This is a genomic window from Albibacterium sp. (genome assembly GCF_035514885.1).
Taxonomy (GTDB): Bacteria; Bacteroidota; Bacteroidia; order Sphingobacteriales; family Sphingobacteriaceae; genus Albibacterium.
Genome location: NZ_DATJCH010000024.1, coordinates 32045 through 48569 on the forward strand (window position 1 = coordinate 32045; position 16525 = coordinate 48569).

A 16525-nucleotide genomic window follows, 5' to 3' on the forward strand; every position below is an offset into this window, starting at 1 on the left:
TTTATTGATTCAAAAGTAAGAAAACATATATATATATCCACAAAATATCTAGAAAATGCCAAAACATAGCACTAAGTTCCATATTGTACACATTCTGATCTAGAGAGTACTTGTTTAAAGGTCTAAATAATGCAAATAGCAACACAATAATACCTGCAAAAATATGCACTAAGTGAAAGCCGGTAAAAACGTATATAAAAGATTGAGATGCATTATTATTAATAAAAAAAGCACCCTGTTCTACTAACACTTCCCAAGCATGAAACTGTGAAGCAAAGAAACCAAAGCCTAATAAAATTGAAATGGCTAATAGTATTTTTCGTTTTACAGACTCCCCCTTACGGGTTGCCATAAGCGCCATATGCACCGTTATACTACTTATGATAATAACTACCGTGCTTGTAATAAAAGCCTGAGGTAGGATTATCTTAATTCCTTTATCAATTCCCCCTGCGGTATAAACAATAAAACCACTGCTTAGGGAAGCGAAGATCATAAAAGAAGCAATAATAAATAACCACAAAGCAAAGCGCTTTGCTTTAAAAGCACTTGCTCTTGCTGGATCCTCTATGTTATTTTCAGTATGGATACTCATTATGAAATAAAGTCAAATAATAATGTTAATTGAATAAGTGGCAAATAGAAAAATGACGTAAACATAACCTTTTTTGCCGAGGCAATATCCAATTTAATAAATAATTGCCACGAATACCAAATAAATAATAAAGTTGCTGCTACTGAAACAGCTGCAACAATCAAGCCTCCAAATCCCATAAAAGTAGGCAACAAACCTACTGGAATTAAAAGTACTGTCGAAAACAAGACTACAAAAGCGCTTATCTTATCCCGTTTCGTAGTTGGTAATAATCGGAAGCCTGCTTTCTTATAATCCTCATCCAATACCCACGCAATTGCCCAGAAATGGGGGAATTGCCATACAAATTGAATGGTAAATAATATAATAGGTATCCAAGAAATAATCGGTTGATCAAAAGCTGCAAAATAACCTATTAAGGGAGGTAAAGCACCTGGAATAGCACCAACAAAAACAGCTATAGGAGACATTCTCTTAACAGGTGTATAGATAAAAGCATATAAAACTATAGAAAATGCAGAAAGAGCACCGGTTAAGATATTAAGGTTAAATAATAAAATAGTTCCAAAAAGACCCATAAATAAACTTAAGATCAGTGCTTGTCCCGTCTTCATTCTTCCCGAAGGCAGAGGACGATCGGCTGTTCTGGTCATTAACTTATCCAGATCCCGTTCCAATATTTCATTAAAGCCATTTGCTGAACCTGTAACGAGAAACCCACTCACGGTAAGGATCGCCCAATTAATCCAGTTAATATCACCCTGTACACGACTCCCAATTAAAAAAGCAATGGAGGCAGAAAACACCACTGTAAGTGTTAATCTGAGCTTTACCAGCTTCTTAAAATCATCTATAAAATTTTTCACCCTTTATTCTAAAGCCCGATATATTGGCTGGTTTTACTTAATAATAATATAAGATAATACTGAACACCAAAAACCAGGGTTCCTACTACCAAATGAATAGTTTGCATATACGCAGGCATATTAAAATACGCCAAGATTAATCCACTTATGATCTGCACTAACATTAAGATCATCATTAGGTTAACCATTTGACTTTGTTTGCCATTTTTTGCAAAACGAGAACGAATAATAAAGAACGAAACACTGTTAAGGATAAAAGCAACCAAAGCCAATTCTCTATGCCAGATAAAACTATTACCCAGTTTCGATATCCATAGCTCTCGCTGACTGCCATTTAAACTCACAGATATTTCATCAATACTTTCACGAATATCTGTACCAATAACAACTTGGATAAGGGTTAAAACAAGTACAAAAATGGCTAGTACTTTTACCCATGTAAATTCCTGGTTTGACAGAATACTTTTATCCCTTGATATCCTCGCTTGAAAGTAGGTATAAATTGCAATAGAGAGTATAACGAGAGCCAATAGCATATGAACTGTAATGACCCACGGTGTCAAATTTGTTGAAACAACTATAGATCCCAGCCAACCTTGAAAGCCAACAAGAAAAAGATTAAGCAGACTCAAGAAAAAGATTTGCTTTTTAAACCGCCAAAATGCAGTTGAAAAAACCAAGCATAAGATCATGAATATACCTAATGTTGCACCCGACAGACGATTAACATATTCTGTCCAGGTCTTTACAGCATTAAATTCTTCGTGTACCAGTATGCTTTTATCATTTCTGATTTTAAAAGCTAACTCTGAGAAACCTAATTTATCCAAGGTATTGGCGAAGCGTTCATTTTTTTTTGCTCGTCCGTCAATATAGTGCTGTTCATAGTCTGCAGGTAGTTGGGAGACATCTGTAGGAGGAATAATCTGATTAAAGCATCTTGGCCAGTCTGGGCATCCCATCCCTGAACCAGTGCTTCGAACGACACCTCCGGCAAGTATTACAACGTAAAGGACTATAATGGTAATTTTAATTACCATTATAAATCTTTTTTCAGCTGGTAAGTACATGCCTCTCTCCCCCCTATTTACTTACCTTCTTCGTCTACTACAAGTTGTTGAGCTTCCCATTCCCGCTGTATTCTCTCAGCTTCAGGATTTCCTTCAAAATCATGTGGCAAATTGGAACTCATTGTTTCTGAATAAGGTACCGTTTGCGGTATGAAATCCTCTGAATGTCCTGGTTTACTATAGTCATATGGCCAACGATGAACTGTTGGAAGCTCTCCAGGCCAGTTACCATGTATATGCTCTATAGGAGTAGTCCATTCTAATGTATTCGCTCCCCATGGATTTTGCGTAGCTAACTTTCCGTGTTTCATTGAATGGAAGAAATTCCAAGCAAATGCAACTTGTGCCAATCCTGCAATAATAGCTGACCAAGTAATAAACACGTTTACGGAAAGCCATTTCTCCATAAATTCAAAAGAAGTAAATGCATAGTATCTACGAGGAACACCATCTATACCCATAAAGTGCATAGGAATAAACACAAAGTAAGCTCCAATAAAAGTTATCCAGAAATGTAAATAGCCTAAGCGGTTATCCATCATTCTACCGAACATCTTAGGATACCAATGATAAACTCCGGCAAGCATACCAAAAATAGCCGCTGAACCCATAACTAAATGGAAGTGAGCTACAATAAAATAGGTATCATGGACTTGAATATCAATTGCGGCATTACCAACAAATAAACCGGTTATACCACCTGATATAAAGAAGGAAACCATACCAATTGCAAAAACCATTGCTGGTGTGAATCGAATATTTCCTCGCCAGATTGTTGCGAGATAGTTAAATACTTTTACCGCAGAAGGTACTGCAATAATCAAGGTAGTGATCATAAACACTCCTCCTAGGAAAGGACTCATTCCGGTAACGAACATATGGTGACCCCAAACCAAGAAAGAAAGTACTGAAATACCAAGCAAAGAATAAACCATTGCATGATATCCAAAGATCGGCTTTCTTGAGTTTATCGAAATAACTTCAGATACTATCCCAAAAGAAGGTAATATTACAATATATACTTCCGGGTGACCTAAGAACCAGAACAAATGCTCAAACAAGATTGGACTACCTCCCTCATGGGCAAGAATCTGACCTTGAACTATTATATCTGATAAATAGAAGCTTGTACCCATACTACGGTCAAAGAAAAGCAATACAACTGCTGAAACTAGAACCGGAAATGATAATAACCCTAAAATAGCAGTAAACAATAAAGACCATATTGTTAATGGCATTCTCCATAGGCTCATTCCTTTAGCACGCATATTAAGAATAGTACTAATATAGTTAATACCACCCATTACTTGAGAAGCTATAAATATTGCAATACTGATTAACCATAATGTCATACCTGTTCCGGAACCACTAATAGCTGTTGGAAGAGCTGATAGCGGAGGATATATGGTCCAACCGGCCGATGCAGGACCACTTTCGACAAAGAAAGACGCCAACATTATCACACAGGCAACAAAAAAGAACCAGTAAGATAGCATGTTCATAAATGGAGCAGCCATATCACGAGCACCCAGTTGCAAAGGAATTAAGAGATTACTGAAAGTTCCACTCAAACCAGCCGTTAATACAAAGAACACCATGATTGTTCCATGGATAGTAACCAATGCCAGAAAGAACTCAGGTTTAATACGTCCACCTTCAGCCCATTTACCTAAGAAAACCTCTAGAATAGGGAAATCCTTTTCAGGCCAGGCTAATTGTAAACGAAAAAGAATGGATAAAAAAAGCGCAATAAACGCCATGATAATCCCTGTAATTAGGAATTGTTTAGCTATCATTTTATGATCTTGGGTAAAAACATATTTTGTTATAAATGTTTCCTTATGCCCATGATCATGATGATCGTTGTGGTTATAATCTGCTGCTGGCAGAGTAGTTGTAGTTGCCATAAGTCTTTTAACTCCTTATTTTTAGTTATTTGATACCATTTTATTACCATCTATTACTAGATTCGCCTGCTTGGATTGAGATTGTTCCTTAAATTCCTTCTGCATCGTGTCATCAAAGTAATAAGTTTGCTGACTTAACCATTCTTTATATTCTGCATCCGTTACAACGATTACTTTTTTCTGCATGTTATAATGCCCGCTTCCACAGATCTTTGCACATAAAAGAATAAAGTTATAATCGGGATCGTTTACCTTTTCCCTCATCTCTTCAGTCGTATATTTAGGAACGATGTAAAAGAAAGTTGGCATTCCCGGAACAGCATTAATTTGAACGCGGAACTCTGGAATATAGAATGAATGCAAAACGTCTTTAGAATGTATGGTAAAATGAACCGGCTTCCCAACAGGAAGAACAATATCTCCTGCCCGGATATCGTCCAGTGCACTTTTATCAGTAAAATCAATTCCTAATCCATTTACAGGAGTAGTAAGTTTAAAATTACGTTTACCTACGGTATTATCTCTACCGCCATAACGGATATTCCAAGCAAACTGCTCTGCAGTAATCTCTATTTGTAGAGCTTCCTTTTGTTGTTCTTCTGGAATATTTGTAATACCCCTCCACGTAAAGAATCCAAATAAAACAAGAATTGTCAGAACAACTGCAGGAGTAATTGTCCAAATCTTTTCTAATGCATTATTATGTGGATAATAGTATGCCTTTCTTTTATCGGAGCCTCTGTATTTAAAGGCAAAACCAAATAAAGCTATATGTGTAAGAATTAATACAATAGTTGTAATGATTGTAGTAATAATGAACATGGTGTCAATCTTTGCACCGTGCTCAGTTGCAGCTTCGCGGAAACTCTGTGCACCATGATTTGCATATGACCAATAGACTCCATAAAGAAATACGATTAATCCTACTAAGAAAAACCAAGCTTGATGTGAATGCCAATTATTAGCTGCTTGTCTTCTTTTTAAACCTTGTGTCAATTCATATACACTTAATACCTGACCTAGTATAGTTACAATAAAACATACCAGAACAAATAACAGTACATAATAAAAGAAGTTAACATAAACTTGCGCAGGAATACCTGGATCTTCTTCAGCAGCTACAGCGGTTGCGTTCGCAGATTCTGGAGCTGATGTTGCCGAAACTTCTGCGGTAGCATTATCAGACGAAGCCTCTGTTGCAGTAGCGGAGTCAACTGCTGAACTATCGGTAGTTGCCACCTGTTCAGTATCAGCAGTAGCTGACGCCGTATCAGTTTGGGCAAAAGTGGGGCTATGGAACAAAAACAACAGTCCAAACACGAGCCCAAAAACTCCTTTAATATGAATGAATCCTTTTAATCTCATTTTAATTATAACAGTTAAACTCTAAATTTATATACAAGCAAAAATTAAATTTGGTGATGCAAACTTTCTTCAATGAATGGATGATTTTGTGGAGCTAAAGAATGCTTACTCAATCTATTCAACATCATGAATGCAAATAATCCTACAAAACCCACAGCCATTCCAATTTCTGTCAATCCAAATCCTCTGTTTTCCTCAACCGTTCCTGGCATAATCATTAAATAATAATCAAGCCAATGACCAAGAAGCAACATAATACAAACGCCTGCTAATACTTTCGGATTTCTTACCCATGATCTATTGACCAAAATAAGAATAGGTGCAACAAAATTAATAATAATATTCAACCAAAACCAAGGTTTATATTCTGGCTCCCAACGTTTATAAAAATAAACTGTTTCTTCTGGCATGTTTGCATACCATATTAACATAAATTGTGCAAACCATACATAACACCAAAATATTGAGAAGCCATAAATTAATTTACCCATATCATGCAGGTGATTCTCATTTACCCAGCTCATGTAACCAGCACTTTTTAAAAGAATTATAGTCAATGTAATAGCACATAGGCCACTAACCCATAAAGCGGCAAAATTATACCAACCAAACATGGTTGAGAACCAGTGCGCCTCTAAAGACATAATTGTATCAAAAATCCAAAGAGGAGAAGTAAATCCGAAAATAACTAAAAATATGGTCGAATATTTAAAACTTCTCTTGTATGAACTCATTCCACCTTCCAAATCTTCATTATACGAGAATTTTGCAAGCATTACAGCAAAAAAACTATAAGCACCCATTAGAATTACTTCACGAAGCAAGAAGCCCGGAGCATTTAAGTATCCTGATTTTCCACTTATTAAAGGATCAAAATTAGGGCTCTCAGGATCCACCAATCCTTCTCCATACCAATGATGATATAAATTATGTGAAAATAACCCAGCAACACACACACCTAATAATACTAAAGAAGCAATAGGCAGTAAGCTAGAAAAAGCCTGTGGAACTCGGATCATCCCAGCCGACCATCCGGATTGTGTAACATACTGAATTGCTAAGAAACATGTACCTGCAGCACAAACACATGCTAAATAATAACTCATTAATAATAAGTTAGCGAAAGTTCTTTCACTTCCGTTAAATACAAAGCCATAAACGATAGCAATTACTCCTATCAAAATGGCAATCAGACTCCAGGTTTTGGGCTTCCCTGAGAAGTCAAATTGTTCACTAAAGTTATAAGAATGTTGATTAGTTTCCATTTGTAATATCTATTTATTCTATCGTTGTTGTAATTCGTGAACATGCATTACTACTTTCCAGCGCTCTTCAGGAGAAAGCTGGGAGGCATGTGACCCCATTAAGTTTAACCCATAATAGATGGTATGATAGATCTTACCGTCGGTTAAGTCTTTCATTAAACCTCCACGAGAGGAATTGCCAGTAGCATATGATGGAGGAGGAGGGAATTTTTCTAGCTTAACAATGCTTCCGTCACCATGGCCTGATTCTCCATGACAAGGTTGACAGAAACGAAGATATAATACTTCACCATCTTTCAAATTCTTTTCTGTTCTTTCAAGTGGGTTATGAAAATTAGCACTCGCCGCTTCGTATCCTTCCATTGTATTAGGATACTCATACTTTTCAAAACCAATAGGAACTGTTCCTGCCGGAGGTGTTTGAGCAGTTATCTTATTTGCAAAATTATTATTTAATTGATCAGGATTATACCCTATCGGATCATACATATTCCGTGAAAACTCCATTCCTGTACTGGTCGTCTTACCATCTCCACAAGAAGAAACGACAGCGGCTAAAGCTACAGCAATGCATGCAGATCCTATTATTCCAATCTTATTCATAGCTAACATATTTCCTCTCGTTATGCAAAACATCAATTGCACCTGCTTCTTTTAATAAACTTTCAATTTTAACATGATCTGTATTCTCCTTTGCATCAATGGCGATTACGAATCGGTCATTGGTAGCACGAAAATCCATTACCCTTGGAGCTCTGCCAGGAAATAAATGATTTCTAAAAAAGAATACAGATACCATACCTAGTGCGGTAATTAATATGGTCACCTCAAATGTAACCGGCACAAAATTGGGCATAGCAAAAGCAGGCTTTCCTCCGATATTCATTGGCCAATCATAAACCATTGTATAATACAGCAATGAAAAACCTAGAGTAAATCCTAATAAACCACATAAGAAGGCCACAATAGGCAACTTAGAAGGAGGTACTCCTAACTTTGCTTCAATACCATGTATGGGCATAGGTGTAAAGACATCATAAATAGCAATGTTATTTTCCTGCAATTTATCAATACCATGCATCATTTCGTCAGGATCTCCGAAACTTCCTAATATATATTTAATCGTGCTCATCCTTATTATTTTACTAATTCCTTAATATCACTTTCTGTAATTACATCGTATTTTTTCAATGAAGCTGTATAGTATTCAACTTCTTCGACATGCTGATGTCCTTCCTGAATTAATTTTTTCTTAGCCTCAAAGCTTTGAGTTTTCAGTAATAGTTTTACCTCTGCAATTGCTACCGGTGGAAGAACTCTAAGGAATAATAAGAACATTGTAAAGAACAATCCTATTGATCCTATAAATATACCTACATCTACTATGGTAGGATAAAACATTGCCCAACTTGATGGTAAATAATCGCGGTGTAGAGAAGTAACGATAATTACAAAGCGTTCAAACCACATACCGATATTCACTACAATAGAAAGTATCCATGAAAGTGCAATATTTGTTCTGATTTTTTTGAACCACATTAATTGAGTCATCATAACATTACATCCATACATCAACAAACCAGCCCACCAATAAGGTCCGACAAATCTGTTTAGAAATGTATACTGCTCATACTCACTTCCAGAATAGTAAGCGATAAAAAACTCAGTAAGATAAGCGATACCTACAATTGATCCTGTTACCAGAATAATTTTATTCATGGATTCAATATGGAACATCGTGATATAATTTTCCAATCCCAATACTTTACGAGCAACCAGTAATAAGGTTTGAACCATTGCAAAGCCAGAGAAAATTGCTCCCGCTACAAAGTATGGAGGGAAAATAGTAGTGTGCCATCCAGGAATAACCGAAGTTGCAAAGTCCATAGATACAATAGTATGTACCGAAAGTACCAATGGAGTTGCTATACCAGCTAATATTAAACATACAATTTCAAATCGTTGCCAAGTCTTTACTGATCCGTTCCATCCAAACGAAAGGATAGAATAGATTCTACGTCTCAAACCAATCGCACGATCACGGATAGTTGCAATATCTGGTAATAAACCAACATACCAGAATACTAGAGAAACAGTAAAGTATGTAGAAATTGCAAAAGCATCCCAAACTAAAGGTGAGTTAAAGTTTACCCATAATGATCCAAACTGATTAGGAATTGGGAAAATCCAATAAGCTAACCAAGGCCGACCCATGTGGGCAACTACATAAGTTGCTGCACAAATAACGGCAAATATTGTCATTGCTTCTGCAGACCGGTTAATGGAATTTCGCCAATTCTGACGAAACAACAATAATACAGCAGAGATTAACGTTCCTGCGTGACCAATACCAACCCACCAAACAAAGGTTGTGATATCCCAGGCCCAACCTACAGTTTTATTTAATCCCCAAGCTCCAATCCCTGTCCAGAATGTATAACTAACACTTACTACCCACAGAAGTGCACCCAAAGCAGCTACGATAAATCCTATCCACCAAGCTTTATTAGGCTTATTTTCTACGGAAACGAGAATATCGTCTGTGACTTTAGCGTAAGTAATATTTTCTCCTGTAACGAGAGGTTCTCTAATAATAGATTCGTTGTGCGATGACATATTCTTTATATTTCAGATATATTATTATTGTTTACGCTTCGAAAGTGTTTCTCACTTTCGTCATATAACCAACACCTGGTTGAACGTTTAATTCTTCTAACACGTAATATACGCGCTCATTTTTCAATGCTTGAGAAACCGCAGATTCCGGATCATTACGATCTCCAAAAATGATAGCATTCGATGGACAAGCTGCTGCACAGGCTACTTGAATATCGCCATCTTTAATTGGTCGCTTTTCAGCCTTAGCTTTTAACTTACCACCCTGTATACGTTGAATACACATAGAGCATTTCTCCATTACACCTCTTGAACGAGAAGTAACATCTGGATTTAATACCAATTGTGTAAATTCATTATTTAGGTAGTTATCAAATCTTGAATCATTCCAGTAATTAAACCAATTAAAACGACGAACTTTATATGGACAGTTATTAGCACAATATCTTGTACCAAAACATCTATTATAAGCCATGTGATTTAGCCCCTCAGATGAATGGACAGTCGCTAAAACAGGACAAACAGTTTCACAAGGTGCATGATCGCAATGCTGACATAGCATTGGCTGATGAACGACAGTCACCTGACTTAAATCACTCAAATTATTCACTTCACCTTCGCGAGTTACTGCCTCATTATCCTTTTCGAAACTATAATAACGGTCAATACGAATCCAGTGCATCTCTCTACGACGACGAACTTCATCGCGGCCCACAACAGGTACATTATTTTCAACACTACAAGCAACAATACATGCTCCACAACCTGTACAGGCATTTAAATCAATAGCCATAACCCAGCTGTGACCTGGTTGCTCATATTTATTCCATAAATCGTAAGTTTTATGCTTTTCTCCTGTATTACCACTTCCGTGAGTAGGATCGTTTTTATAATTTGCAAAAGTTGTTTCACGAATTATATTACGGCCTTCAATAGTTTGATGTGTTTGCGTCTGTGCCAGCTCATATGTTCCAGCTGCCTTACTAATAGTAACTGAATTATTAAATTGTAAGCTTCCATTAACAAGTCTTACAAAAGGATAAGCATTCTTACCTACATCATTACCAGCCTTTCCAGCTTTCGTTCTTCCAAATCCAAGTGCAATTGAAATCGTACCAGCAGCCTGGCCAGGTTGAATTAAAACAGGCAATACAATTGAATATCCATTTTCAGCTTTTACCTCAATCAGGTCGTTTACTCCTATACCTAATGATTCTGCATATTTCGGCTCAATAGCTGCGTAATTATCCCATGTAACTTTAGAAACCGGATCAGGCAACTCTAATAAATAAGCATTATTACCTTGTTTACCGTCTCCAATTCCACCACTCAAATAAAGTTGTAGTTCAATATCTTTAGCGATCGCTTTACTTTGTGTTCCGATCAAGTTTGCCAGGTCTGAAACAGAAGAAGTGAACGATTGTGCGCTGCCACCTCTAGATCCGTTGAATTGAAAACCCTCTTGAAGAGCATTATTCCAGCTTTTACCTTGAGGTAAAACATTCTGCTCCCAGTAAGCTTTTACATAATCATGATAAGAAGTCGTATTTCCAGCCCAGATTAAGAAACTTTGCTCAAATTGACGTGAGTCGAAAACAGGATTTATAGTTGGTTGTACAAGTGTGTAATATCCAACATAGGGCTCACTATCCCCCCAAGATTCTAAATAATTAGAATTAGGTGCAATAATATTTACAAACGATGCAGTTTCATTTTCACGATCTGCAAAGGAAACTTTAAATTTAATCTTAGACAAAGCATTTTCAACGCCCTTACTGTCGTAGTACTCATAAATAGGATTGCTTTCAGTGAAGAAGGCAACATCAATTAAACCACTATTTGCTTCTCTTAAGAATTCAGCAAAAGCTTGATCATCTCCCTTATATTGATTAGATGCATTATCCAAATCAATCGTTGATCCATAACTTCCTAAATGAACGTTAATCGCATTTACAAGAGATTGTACATTTGCATCGTTAGATCCAGCTACAAGTATAGCTTTACCTTTTAACTGATTTAACTCCTTCGCTACTAATTTAATTGCTGTAACAGCCTTTTGATTGTCATTAAGTGCATTAGGCAAACTAGAACCCGTAAGTTCATTATACAATGCAATTAATAAGGGTCCTTCCTCAGAAGGTTTAACGGTAACACGAACGTCTGCATTGGTTCCTGTCAGACTCAAACCACTTTCGAATTGAATATGACGAGACATTTTACCATTCTTCAAAGAAGTATGACTTCTATTAGCCATATACTGCTTTGTATTTTCAATACCATCCAACCAAGTACTCAGAAAATCTGCTCCAACACTTACAATAATATCTGCATTATCAAAGCGATATTGTGGAATCACAGCTTTTCCAAAACTAAGCTCATTGGCTTTAATCATTCCTGAATGAGACACTGCATCAACAACAATGAGCTTTGCTGTTGGATACTTAACTGTAAACTCATTAATAGCAGCTAGTGCAGAAGGACTATTGATAGTTGAAGAAACAATACGGATTTGCTTTCCGGCAGCAGATGCTGAATTTAAAGCTGAAATCACTTGCTTATCAACTTCGTCCCATGAAATACCTTCATCTCCAGAGCGAGGCCCTTTCAATTTAGACATATCATATAAATCAAGCACAGATGCTTGAGTAGATGGGCTTACACCATTACCTGCGAAAATTGCTTTCGTGTTGGCTTCAACGAAAATAGGTCTTCCCTCACGAGTTTTAATAACAAGGCTTTGTCCCTTATAACTTGAAGCATAATAATTCGCAACACCAGGTGTTACCTCTTCGGGTTTAATTATATAAGGTACAGATTTATGAATTGGAGTACGCTGGCAAGCAGCAAGGGTTACTGCTCCAACACCAAAACCCAAAGCCTTTAAGAAATCACGGCGTGGTGTTTTAGTACTTAAACCAGCTTCATTTAACACATTCTCAATAGGAATTTCTTCTATAAATTCGGAACCCTTCTTTTCAACAAAAGCAGGAGTCTGATGTAATTCCTCCAAACCTTTCCAGTATTTTTTGTTGCTATCCATTTAAGCTTTATATAATCGTATTATCTACGTTTTTATTAATTAATAATGACACTTACCACACTCGATACCACCAAGAACAGCAGCTGTAATTTTCTCGCCACTTTTTAATTGGTCGTGAGCAGCAATTAACTGGTCGTAATAAGCGTTATCTTTAGAGTTAACCTCTGTTTCCTTGTGACATTCAATACACCATTTCATTGTTAATGGAGAATATTGATAAACTTCAGCCATTGTCTCTACCGGACCATGACATCTTTGACATTCAATACCAGCAACGGTAACGTGCTGAGAGTGATTGAAGTAAGCCAAGTCGGGAAGATTATGAATACGAATCCACTCAATAGGCTTCGTATCTGTTCCATATGTACGGGTATCTGGATCCCAATCTATAGCATTATAGATTTTTTGTATTTCCGGAGAGACTTCTCCATTATATTTTTCTGAAGCTGTTACGTGGTTGTGACAGTTCATACAAACATTTAAAGAAGGAATAGAGGCGTTTTTCGAAGTTGCAGCACCACTGTGGCAATACTGACAGTCAATCTGATTTACTCCGGCGTGCAATTGATGTGAAAACTTGATAGGTTGAACAGGTTGATAACCCTCATGAACACCAACATTCCACATTACATTCCATCCGGCTGTACTTAAGAGTGCAACAATACCTAATACTACAAAGAAAACGAGCTTTTTATTCCGGGAAAGCTTCTTTAATTTATCTACGAAAACTTTCCCTGAAGACTCCCCCCCTTCGTCTTCTCCTTCTTCGCCTTCAGCGATATCAATTCTACTTTTTAAAATAATTCGATCCAGCGTGCGAATCACACGATTTAAAACAAGGATAACTAAGAATGCTATAATCAAAACGACAACTAGCCCTCCAAACATGAAGTTGCTTACATCTCCACTGGCACCTGCCGATTGACCAGCAGCACCTTCAGCACCCGCTGCTGCAGCCGGTGCAGGTTTTGATGCATCCTCTACATAAGCAAGAATATTGCGAATATTATCTTCACTTAAAGTAGGGAAAGCAGGCATCATAAGCTTGTTATGTTCCTCAAATAGCTTTATTGCAGCTTCATCGCCTGAAGCGATCAAAGCTTGCGAGTTTTGAATCCATGAAATTAACCAGGCTTCATCATGACGTTCTGAAACGCCTTTTAGAGCAGGGCCAATCACAGCACGATCAACACCGTGACATGCGCTACAATCTGCTTTAAAAAGTGATTCCCCTTCCTTGATATCTTGTGCTTGCACAAAAAGGGTTGCCATACTTAGAATAGCTACTAAAGCTACTGACTTTGCAACACGTCTAAAAATTAAAGAGATATTTCTCATTTTGAGAGTTTTATACGATAAAATGTGTGACAAATTGAATGAGTCCGGACTGAGCAGTGGCTCTCGTTTTGGACTCGAAGGACAAAAGTATAACTAATTAGTATATCCCTGACAATTTGATGACCTAATTTACTAATTTATAATTATTCTAAATTATCTAAAAAGTGCTCTAACTACCACTCAGCGCAATTTTAGATAAAAATGAAATTAACATATCGAAAAAATATAACCAGATAATTTTTTTATTACTGTTTTAATACCCATGCAAAAATCAAAGGAACAACAATCGTAGCATCAGACTCTACAATGAACTTTGGTGTATGAATATCTAATTTCCCCCAAGTGATTTTTTCATTAGGAACAGCACCTGAATAAGACCCATAAGAAGTAGTTGAATCTGATACCTGACAGAAATAACTCCAAAAAGGTATATTCTCCATTTCTAAGTCCTGATATAGCATTGGAACCACACAAATTGGAAAATCACCAGCGATTCCACCACCTACTTGAAAAAACCCAACTCCCTTACCTTCTGAATTTTTAGTATACCAATCTGCTAAATAACCCATATATTCAATTCCGCTCTTGGTTGTTGAAGCCTTCAGGTCTTTCTTAATAACATAAGAAGCAAAAATATTACCCATCGTTGAATCTTCCCAACCAGGAACAATAATTGGCAAATTCTTTTCTGCAGCAGCTAACATCCAAGAGTTTTTAGGATCAATCTCATAATATTGCTCTAATACACCACTATTCAACATCTTATACATGTATTCATGTGGGAAATACCTTTCACCTGCATTATCCGCATCTTTCCATATTTTGTAAATATGCTTCTGTAATCTTCTGAAAGCCTCTTCTTCCGGAATACAAGTATCCGTTACGCGGTTATAATGATTCTCTAAAAGGTCCCACTCCTCTTGCGGACTTAGGTCTCGGTAATTTGGTACCCGTTTATAATGTGAATGAGCTACTAAGTTCATAATATCCTCTTCCAGATTTGCCCCTGTACAAGAAATTATAGAAACCTTATCTTGTCGAATCATTTCAGCTAAAGATATACCAAGCTCAGCAGTACTCATTGCACCCGCCAATGTAATCATCATCTTCCCTCCTTCATCAAGATGAGATTCATACCCCTTTGCTGCATCCATTAAAGCAGCAGAATTAAAGTGTAAATAGTTTTTTTCAATAAATTGAGAAATCGGACCTCTTTCCATAAGTATTAAATAAGAATAATGAGTGAATGTCCAAAGTTAGCTAAAATAAGATAATCTTATAGCTCACATTTTCTACCTTTGTCCGCAATATGAAAATATCCATCAAAGCTTTTATACTGATAGCTTTGCTATCTGTCTTCCACAATGAACTTTTTGCACAAAAGAAACTGTGGGATATTCCTCTAATTAAGAAATTCACAACTACAACTAAGGATAGTACACGTTCACCAAGTCTCCTAATCCTTCCTGTATTTGGTTATTCACAAGAAACAAAGTTAGAATTAGGAGCAACTGGTATCTACAACTTCTATATGGATAAGGCTGATACCACGATCTACACTTCTAATATTAATACAGTTGTTAGTTTTACAACTGAAAAACAAATAAATCTAAAATTAGAGAGTGACATCTGGACTAAGAGCAACAATTACCATTACGTTACTGCGATCCGTTATAAAAAATATCCTTTCAATTATTATGGCATAGGAGATGAAACCCTTGCCAGTGAAAAAAATCTCCTTACACAACGTTTTTTTCAATTCAACTTTGAAGTAGAAAAAAAAATAGTAGAAAAATATTACACCGGATTAAACATTCAATTCGAGAATTTCACTTACAAAGACGACTCTCAAAATAAGGACTTTGATCTCTCTCAAGTTTATGGAGGTTATGGAGGTAAATACCTAGCACTTGGGATATCACAGTCTTATGATAGTAGAAATTCCAATACCGAAACAACGAAGGGTCTGTACGGCCGATTAAAATATGCTTATGCACCCAATATCTGGGGAGACGATAATTTTTCCGGAGGAATTCTTTCTTTAGACCTGAGAGCTTTCTTTCCTTTGCATAAAAATCTAACTCTAGGTGTTCAAAGCGTTTTTAAAACTCTATTTTCAGATAATATCCCATTCTATTTAACCCCTCAACTCGGAAATGATGAAATAATGAGGGGATACTACCAAGGGAGATATCGAGACAAGAACTACCTAGCTAACCAAGCAGAACTCCGTTATCGGATACATCCAAGAGTAGGATTAGCTGCTTTTTTAGGAGCTGGAACTGTTTATAAAGAGAAACTCGACCTATCACATTTAAAATTTTCTGGTGGAGGAGGGATTCGCTATTTCTTTGATTTAGAACATAACTCAAGTGTGCGAATCGATTATGCTATTGGAGAAAAGAATACTGGAGAAGAACGACAAGGAGGTTTTTATCTATCACTTGGACAAGCATTCTAGAT

The 16525-nt window shown here is 36.7% G+C and carries 13 protein-coding genes; 1 reads left to right on the forward strand and 12 read right to left on the reverse strand.

Going from position 1 to position 16525, the window contains the following annotated elements; all coding sequences use genetic code 11:
- Position 1: 1 nt before the first annotated feature.
- The 12 genes from VL047_RS11285 to VL047_RS11340 form a co-directional block, all read right to left on the reverse strand.
- Positions 2-595: a heme-copper oxidase subunit III gene (locus VL047_RS11285; protein WP_325360632.1), complete on the reverse strand. Its 594-nt coding sequence runs from the start codon at positions 593-595 to the stop codon at positions 2-4.
- The gene (gene cyoE / locus VL047_RS11290; protein WP_325360633.1) at positions 595-1461 is read right to left on the reverse strand and encodes a heme o synthase; all 867 of its coding nucleotides are present in this window, start codon (positions 1459-1461) and stop codon (positions 595-597) included. The genes VL047_RS11285 and cyoE overlap by 1 nt, the downstream gene beginning before the upstream one ends.
- Before the next feature lie 8 nt (positions 1462-1469).
- Positions 1470-2501, reverse strand: coding sequence for a COX15/CtaA family protein (locus VL047_RS11295; RefSeq protein WP_325360634.1), 1032 nt, complete (start codon positions 2499-2501; stop codon positions 1470-1472).
- 47 nt (positions 2502-2548) lie between these two features.
- The gene (locus tag VL047_RS11300) at positions 2549-4438 is read right to left on the reverse strand and encodes a cytochrome c oxidase subunit I (protein ID WP_325360635.1); all 1890 of its coding nucleotides are present in this window, start codon (positions 4436-4438) and stop codon (positions 2549-2551) included.
- Positions 4439-4459: 21 nt separating this feature from the next.
- Positions 4460-5803 (reverse strand): cytochrome c oxidase subunit II transmembrane domain-containing protein, encoded by a 1344-nt coding sequence (locus VL047_RS11305; RefSeq protein ID WP_325360637.1) that lies wholly within the window; start codon positions 5801-5803, stop codon positions 4460-4462.
- Between the two features lie 44 nt (positions 5804-5847).
- The gene (locus VL047_RS11310) at positions 5848-7068 is read right to left on the reverse strand and encodes a quinol:cytochrome C oxidoreductase (RefSeq protein ID WP_325360639.1); all 1221 of its coding nucleotides are present in this window, start codon (positions 7066-7068) and stop codon (positions 5848-5850) included.
- Between the two features lie 18 nt (positions 7069-7086).
- A complete protein-coding gene (locus VL047_RS11315) occupies positions 7087-7680 on the reverse strand; it encodes a c-type cytochrome (RefSeq protein ID WP_414635309.1) in 594 nt (197 codons plus the stop codon).
- On the reverse strand, positions 7664-8200 hold the full coding sequence (locus VL047_RS11320) for a DUF3341 domain-containing protein (RefSeq protein ID WP_325360643.1): 537 nt from the start codon (positions 8198-8200) through the stop codon (positions 7664-7666). Before VL047_RS11320 ends, VL047_RS11315 begins: the two co-directional genes overlap by 17 nt.
- Positions 8201-8205: 5 nt before the next feature.
- Positions 8206-9684 (reverse strand): NrfD/PsrC family molybdoenzyme membrane anchor subunit, encoded by a 1479-nt coding sequence (gene nrfD / locus VL047_RS11325; protein WP_325360645.1) that lies wholly within the window; start codon positions 9682-9684, stop codon positions 8206-8208.
- Between the two features lie 31 nt (positions 9685-9715).
- Positions 9716-12724 carry a TAT-variant-translocated molybdopterin oxidoreductase gene (locus VL047_RS11330; RefSeq protein ID WP_325360646.1) on the reverse strand — a complete coding sequence of 1003 codons (3009 nt, stop codon included), beginning with the start codon at positions 12722-12724 and terminating at the stop codon, positions 9716-9718.
- Between the two features lie 39 nt (positions 12725-12763).
- Positions 12764-14062 (reverse strand): cytochrome c3 family protein, encoded by a 1299-nt coding sequence (locus tag VL047_RS11335; RefSeq protein WP_325360648.1) that lies wholly within the window; start codon positions 14060-14062, stop codon positions 12764-12766.
- 245 nt (positions 14063-14307) lie between these two features.
- Positions 14308-15282, reverse strand: coding sequence for a deoxyhypusine synthase family protein (locus VL047_RS11340; protein WP_414635310.1), 975 nt, complete (start codon positions 15280-15282; stop codon positions 14308-14310).
- Positions 15283-15371: 89 nt separating this feature from the next.
- Here VL047_RS11340 and VL047_RS11345 point away from each other — a divergent pair, with 89 nt between their 5' ends.
- Positions 15372-16523: a BamA/TamA family outer membrane protein gene (locus tag VL047_RS11345; RefSeq protein ID WP_325360650.1), complete on the forward strand. Its 1152-nt coding sequence runs from the start codon at positions 15372-15374 to the stop codon at positions 16521-16523.
- Positions 16524-16525 lie beyond the last annotated feature (2 nt).

Bases quoted from the DNA above. Each gene is read 5' to 3' on its own strand.
- VL047_RS11285 (WP_325360632.1), bottom strand. From the start codon at position 595: ATGAGTATCCATACTGAAAATAACATAGAGGATCCAGCAAGAGCAAGT.
- VL047_RS11295 (WP_325360634.1), bottom strand. From the start codon at position 2,501: ATGGTAATTAAAATTACCATTATAGTCCTTTACGTTGTAATACTTGCC.
- VL047_RS11300 (WP_325360635.1), bottom strand. From the start codon at position 4,438: ATGGCAACTACAACTACTCTGCCAGCAGCAGATTATAACCACAACGAT.
- VL047_RS11305 (WP_325360637.1), bottom strand. From the start codon at position 5,803: ATGAGATTAAAAGGATTCATTCATATTAAAGGAGTTTTTGGGCTCGTG.
- VL047_RS11310 (WP_325360639.1), bottom strand. From the start codon at position 7,068: ATGGAAACTAATCAACATTCTTATAACTTTAGTGAACAATTTGACTTC.
- VL047_RS11315 (WP_414635309.1), bottom strand. From the start codon at position 7,680: ATGTTAGCTATGAATAAGATTGGAATAATAGGATCTGCATGCATTGCT.
- VL047_RS11320 (WP_325360643.1), bottom strand. From the start codon at position 8,200: ATGAGCACGATTAAATATATATTAGGAAGTTTCGGAGATCCTGACGAA.
- nrfD (WP_325360645.1), bottom strand. From the start codon at position 9,684: ATGTCATCGCACAACGAATCTATTATTAGAGAACCTCTCGTTACAGGA.
- VL047_RS11330 (WP_325360646.1), bottom strand. From the start codon at position 12,724: ATGGATAGCAACAAAAAATACTGGAAAGGTTTGGAGGAATTACATCAG.
- VL047_RS11335 (WP_325360648.1), bottom strand. From the start codon at position 14,062: ATGAGAAATATCTCTTTAATTTTTAGACGTGTTGCAAAGTCAGTAGCT.
- VL047_RS11340 (WP_414635310.1), bottom strand. From the start codon at position 15,282: ATGGAAAGAGGTCCGATTTCTCAATTTATTGAAAAAAACTATTTACAC.
- VL047_RS11345 (WP_325360650.1), top strand. From the start codon at position 15,372: ATGAAAATATCCATCAAAGCTTTTATACTGATAGCTTTGCTATCTGTC.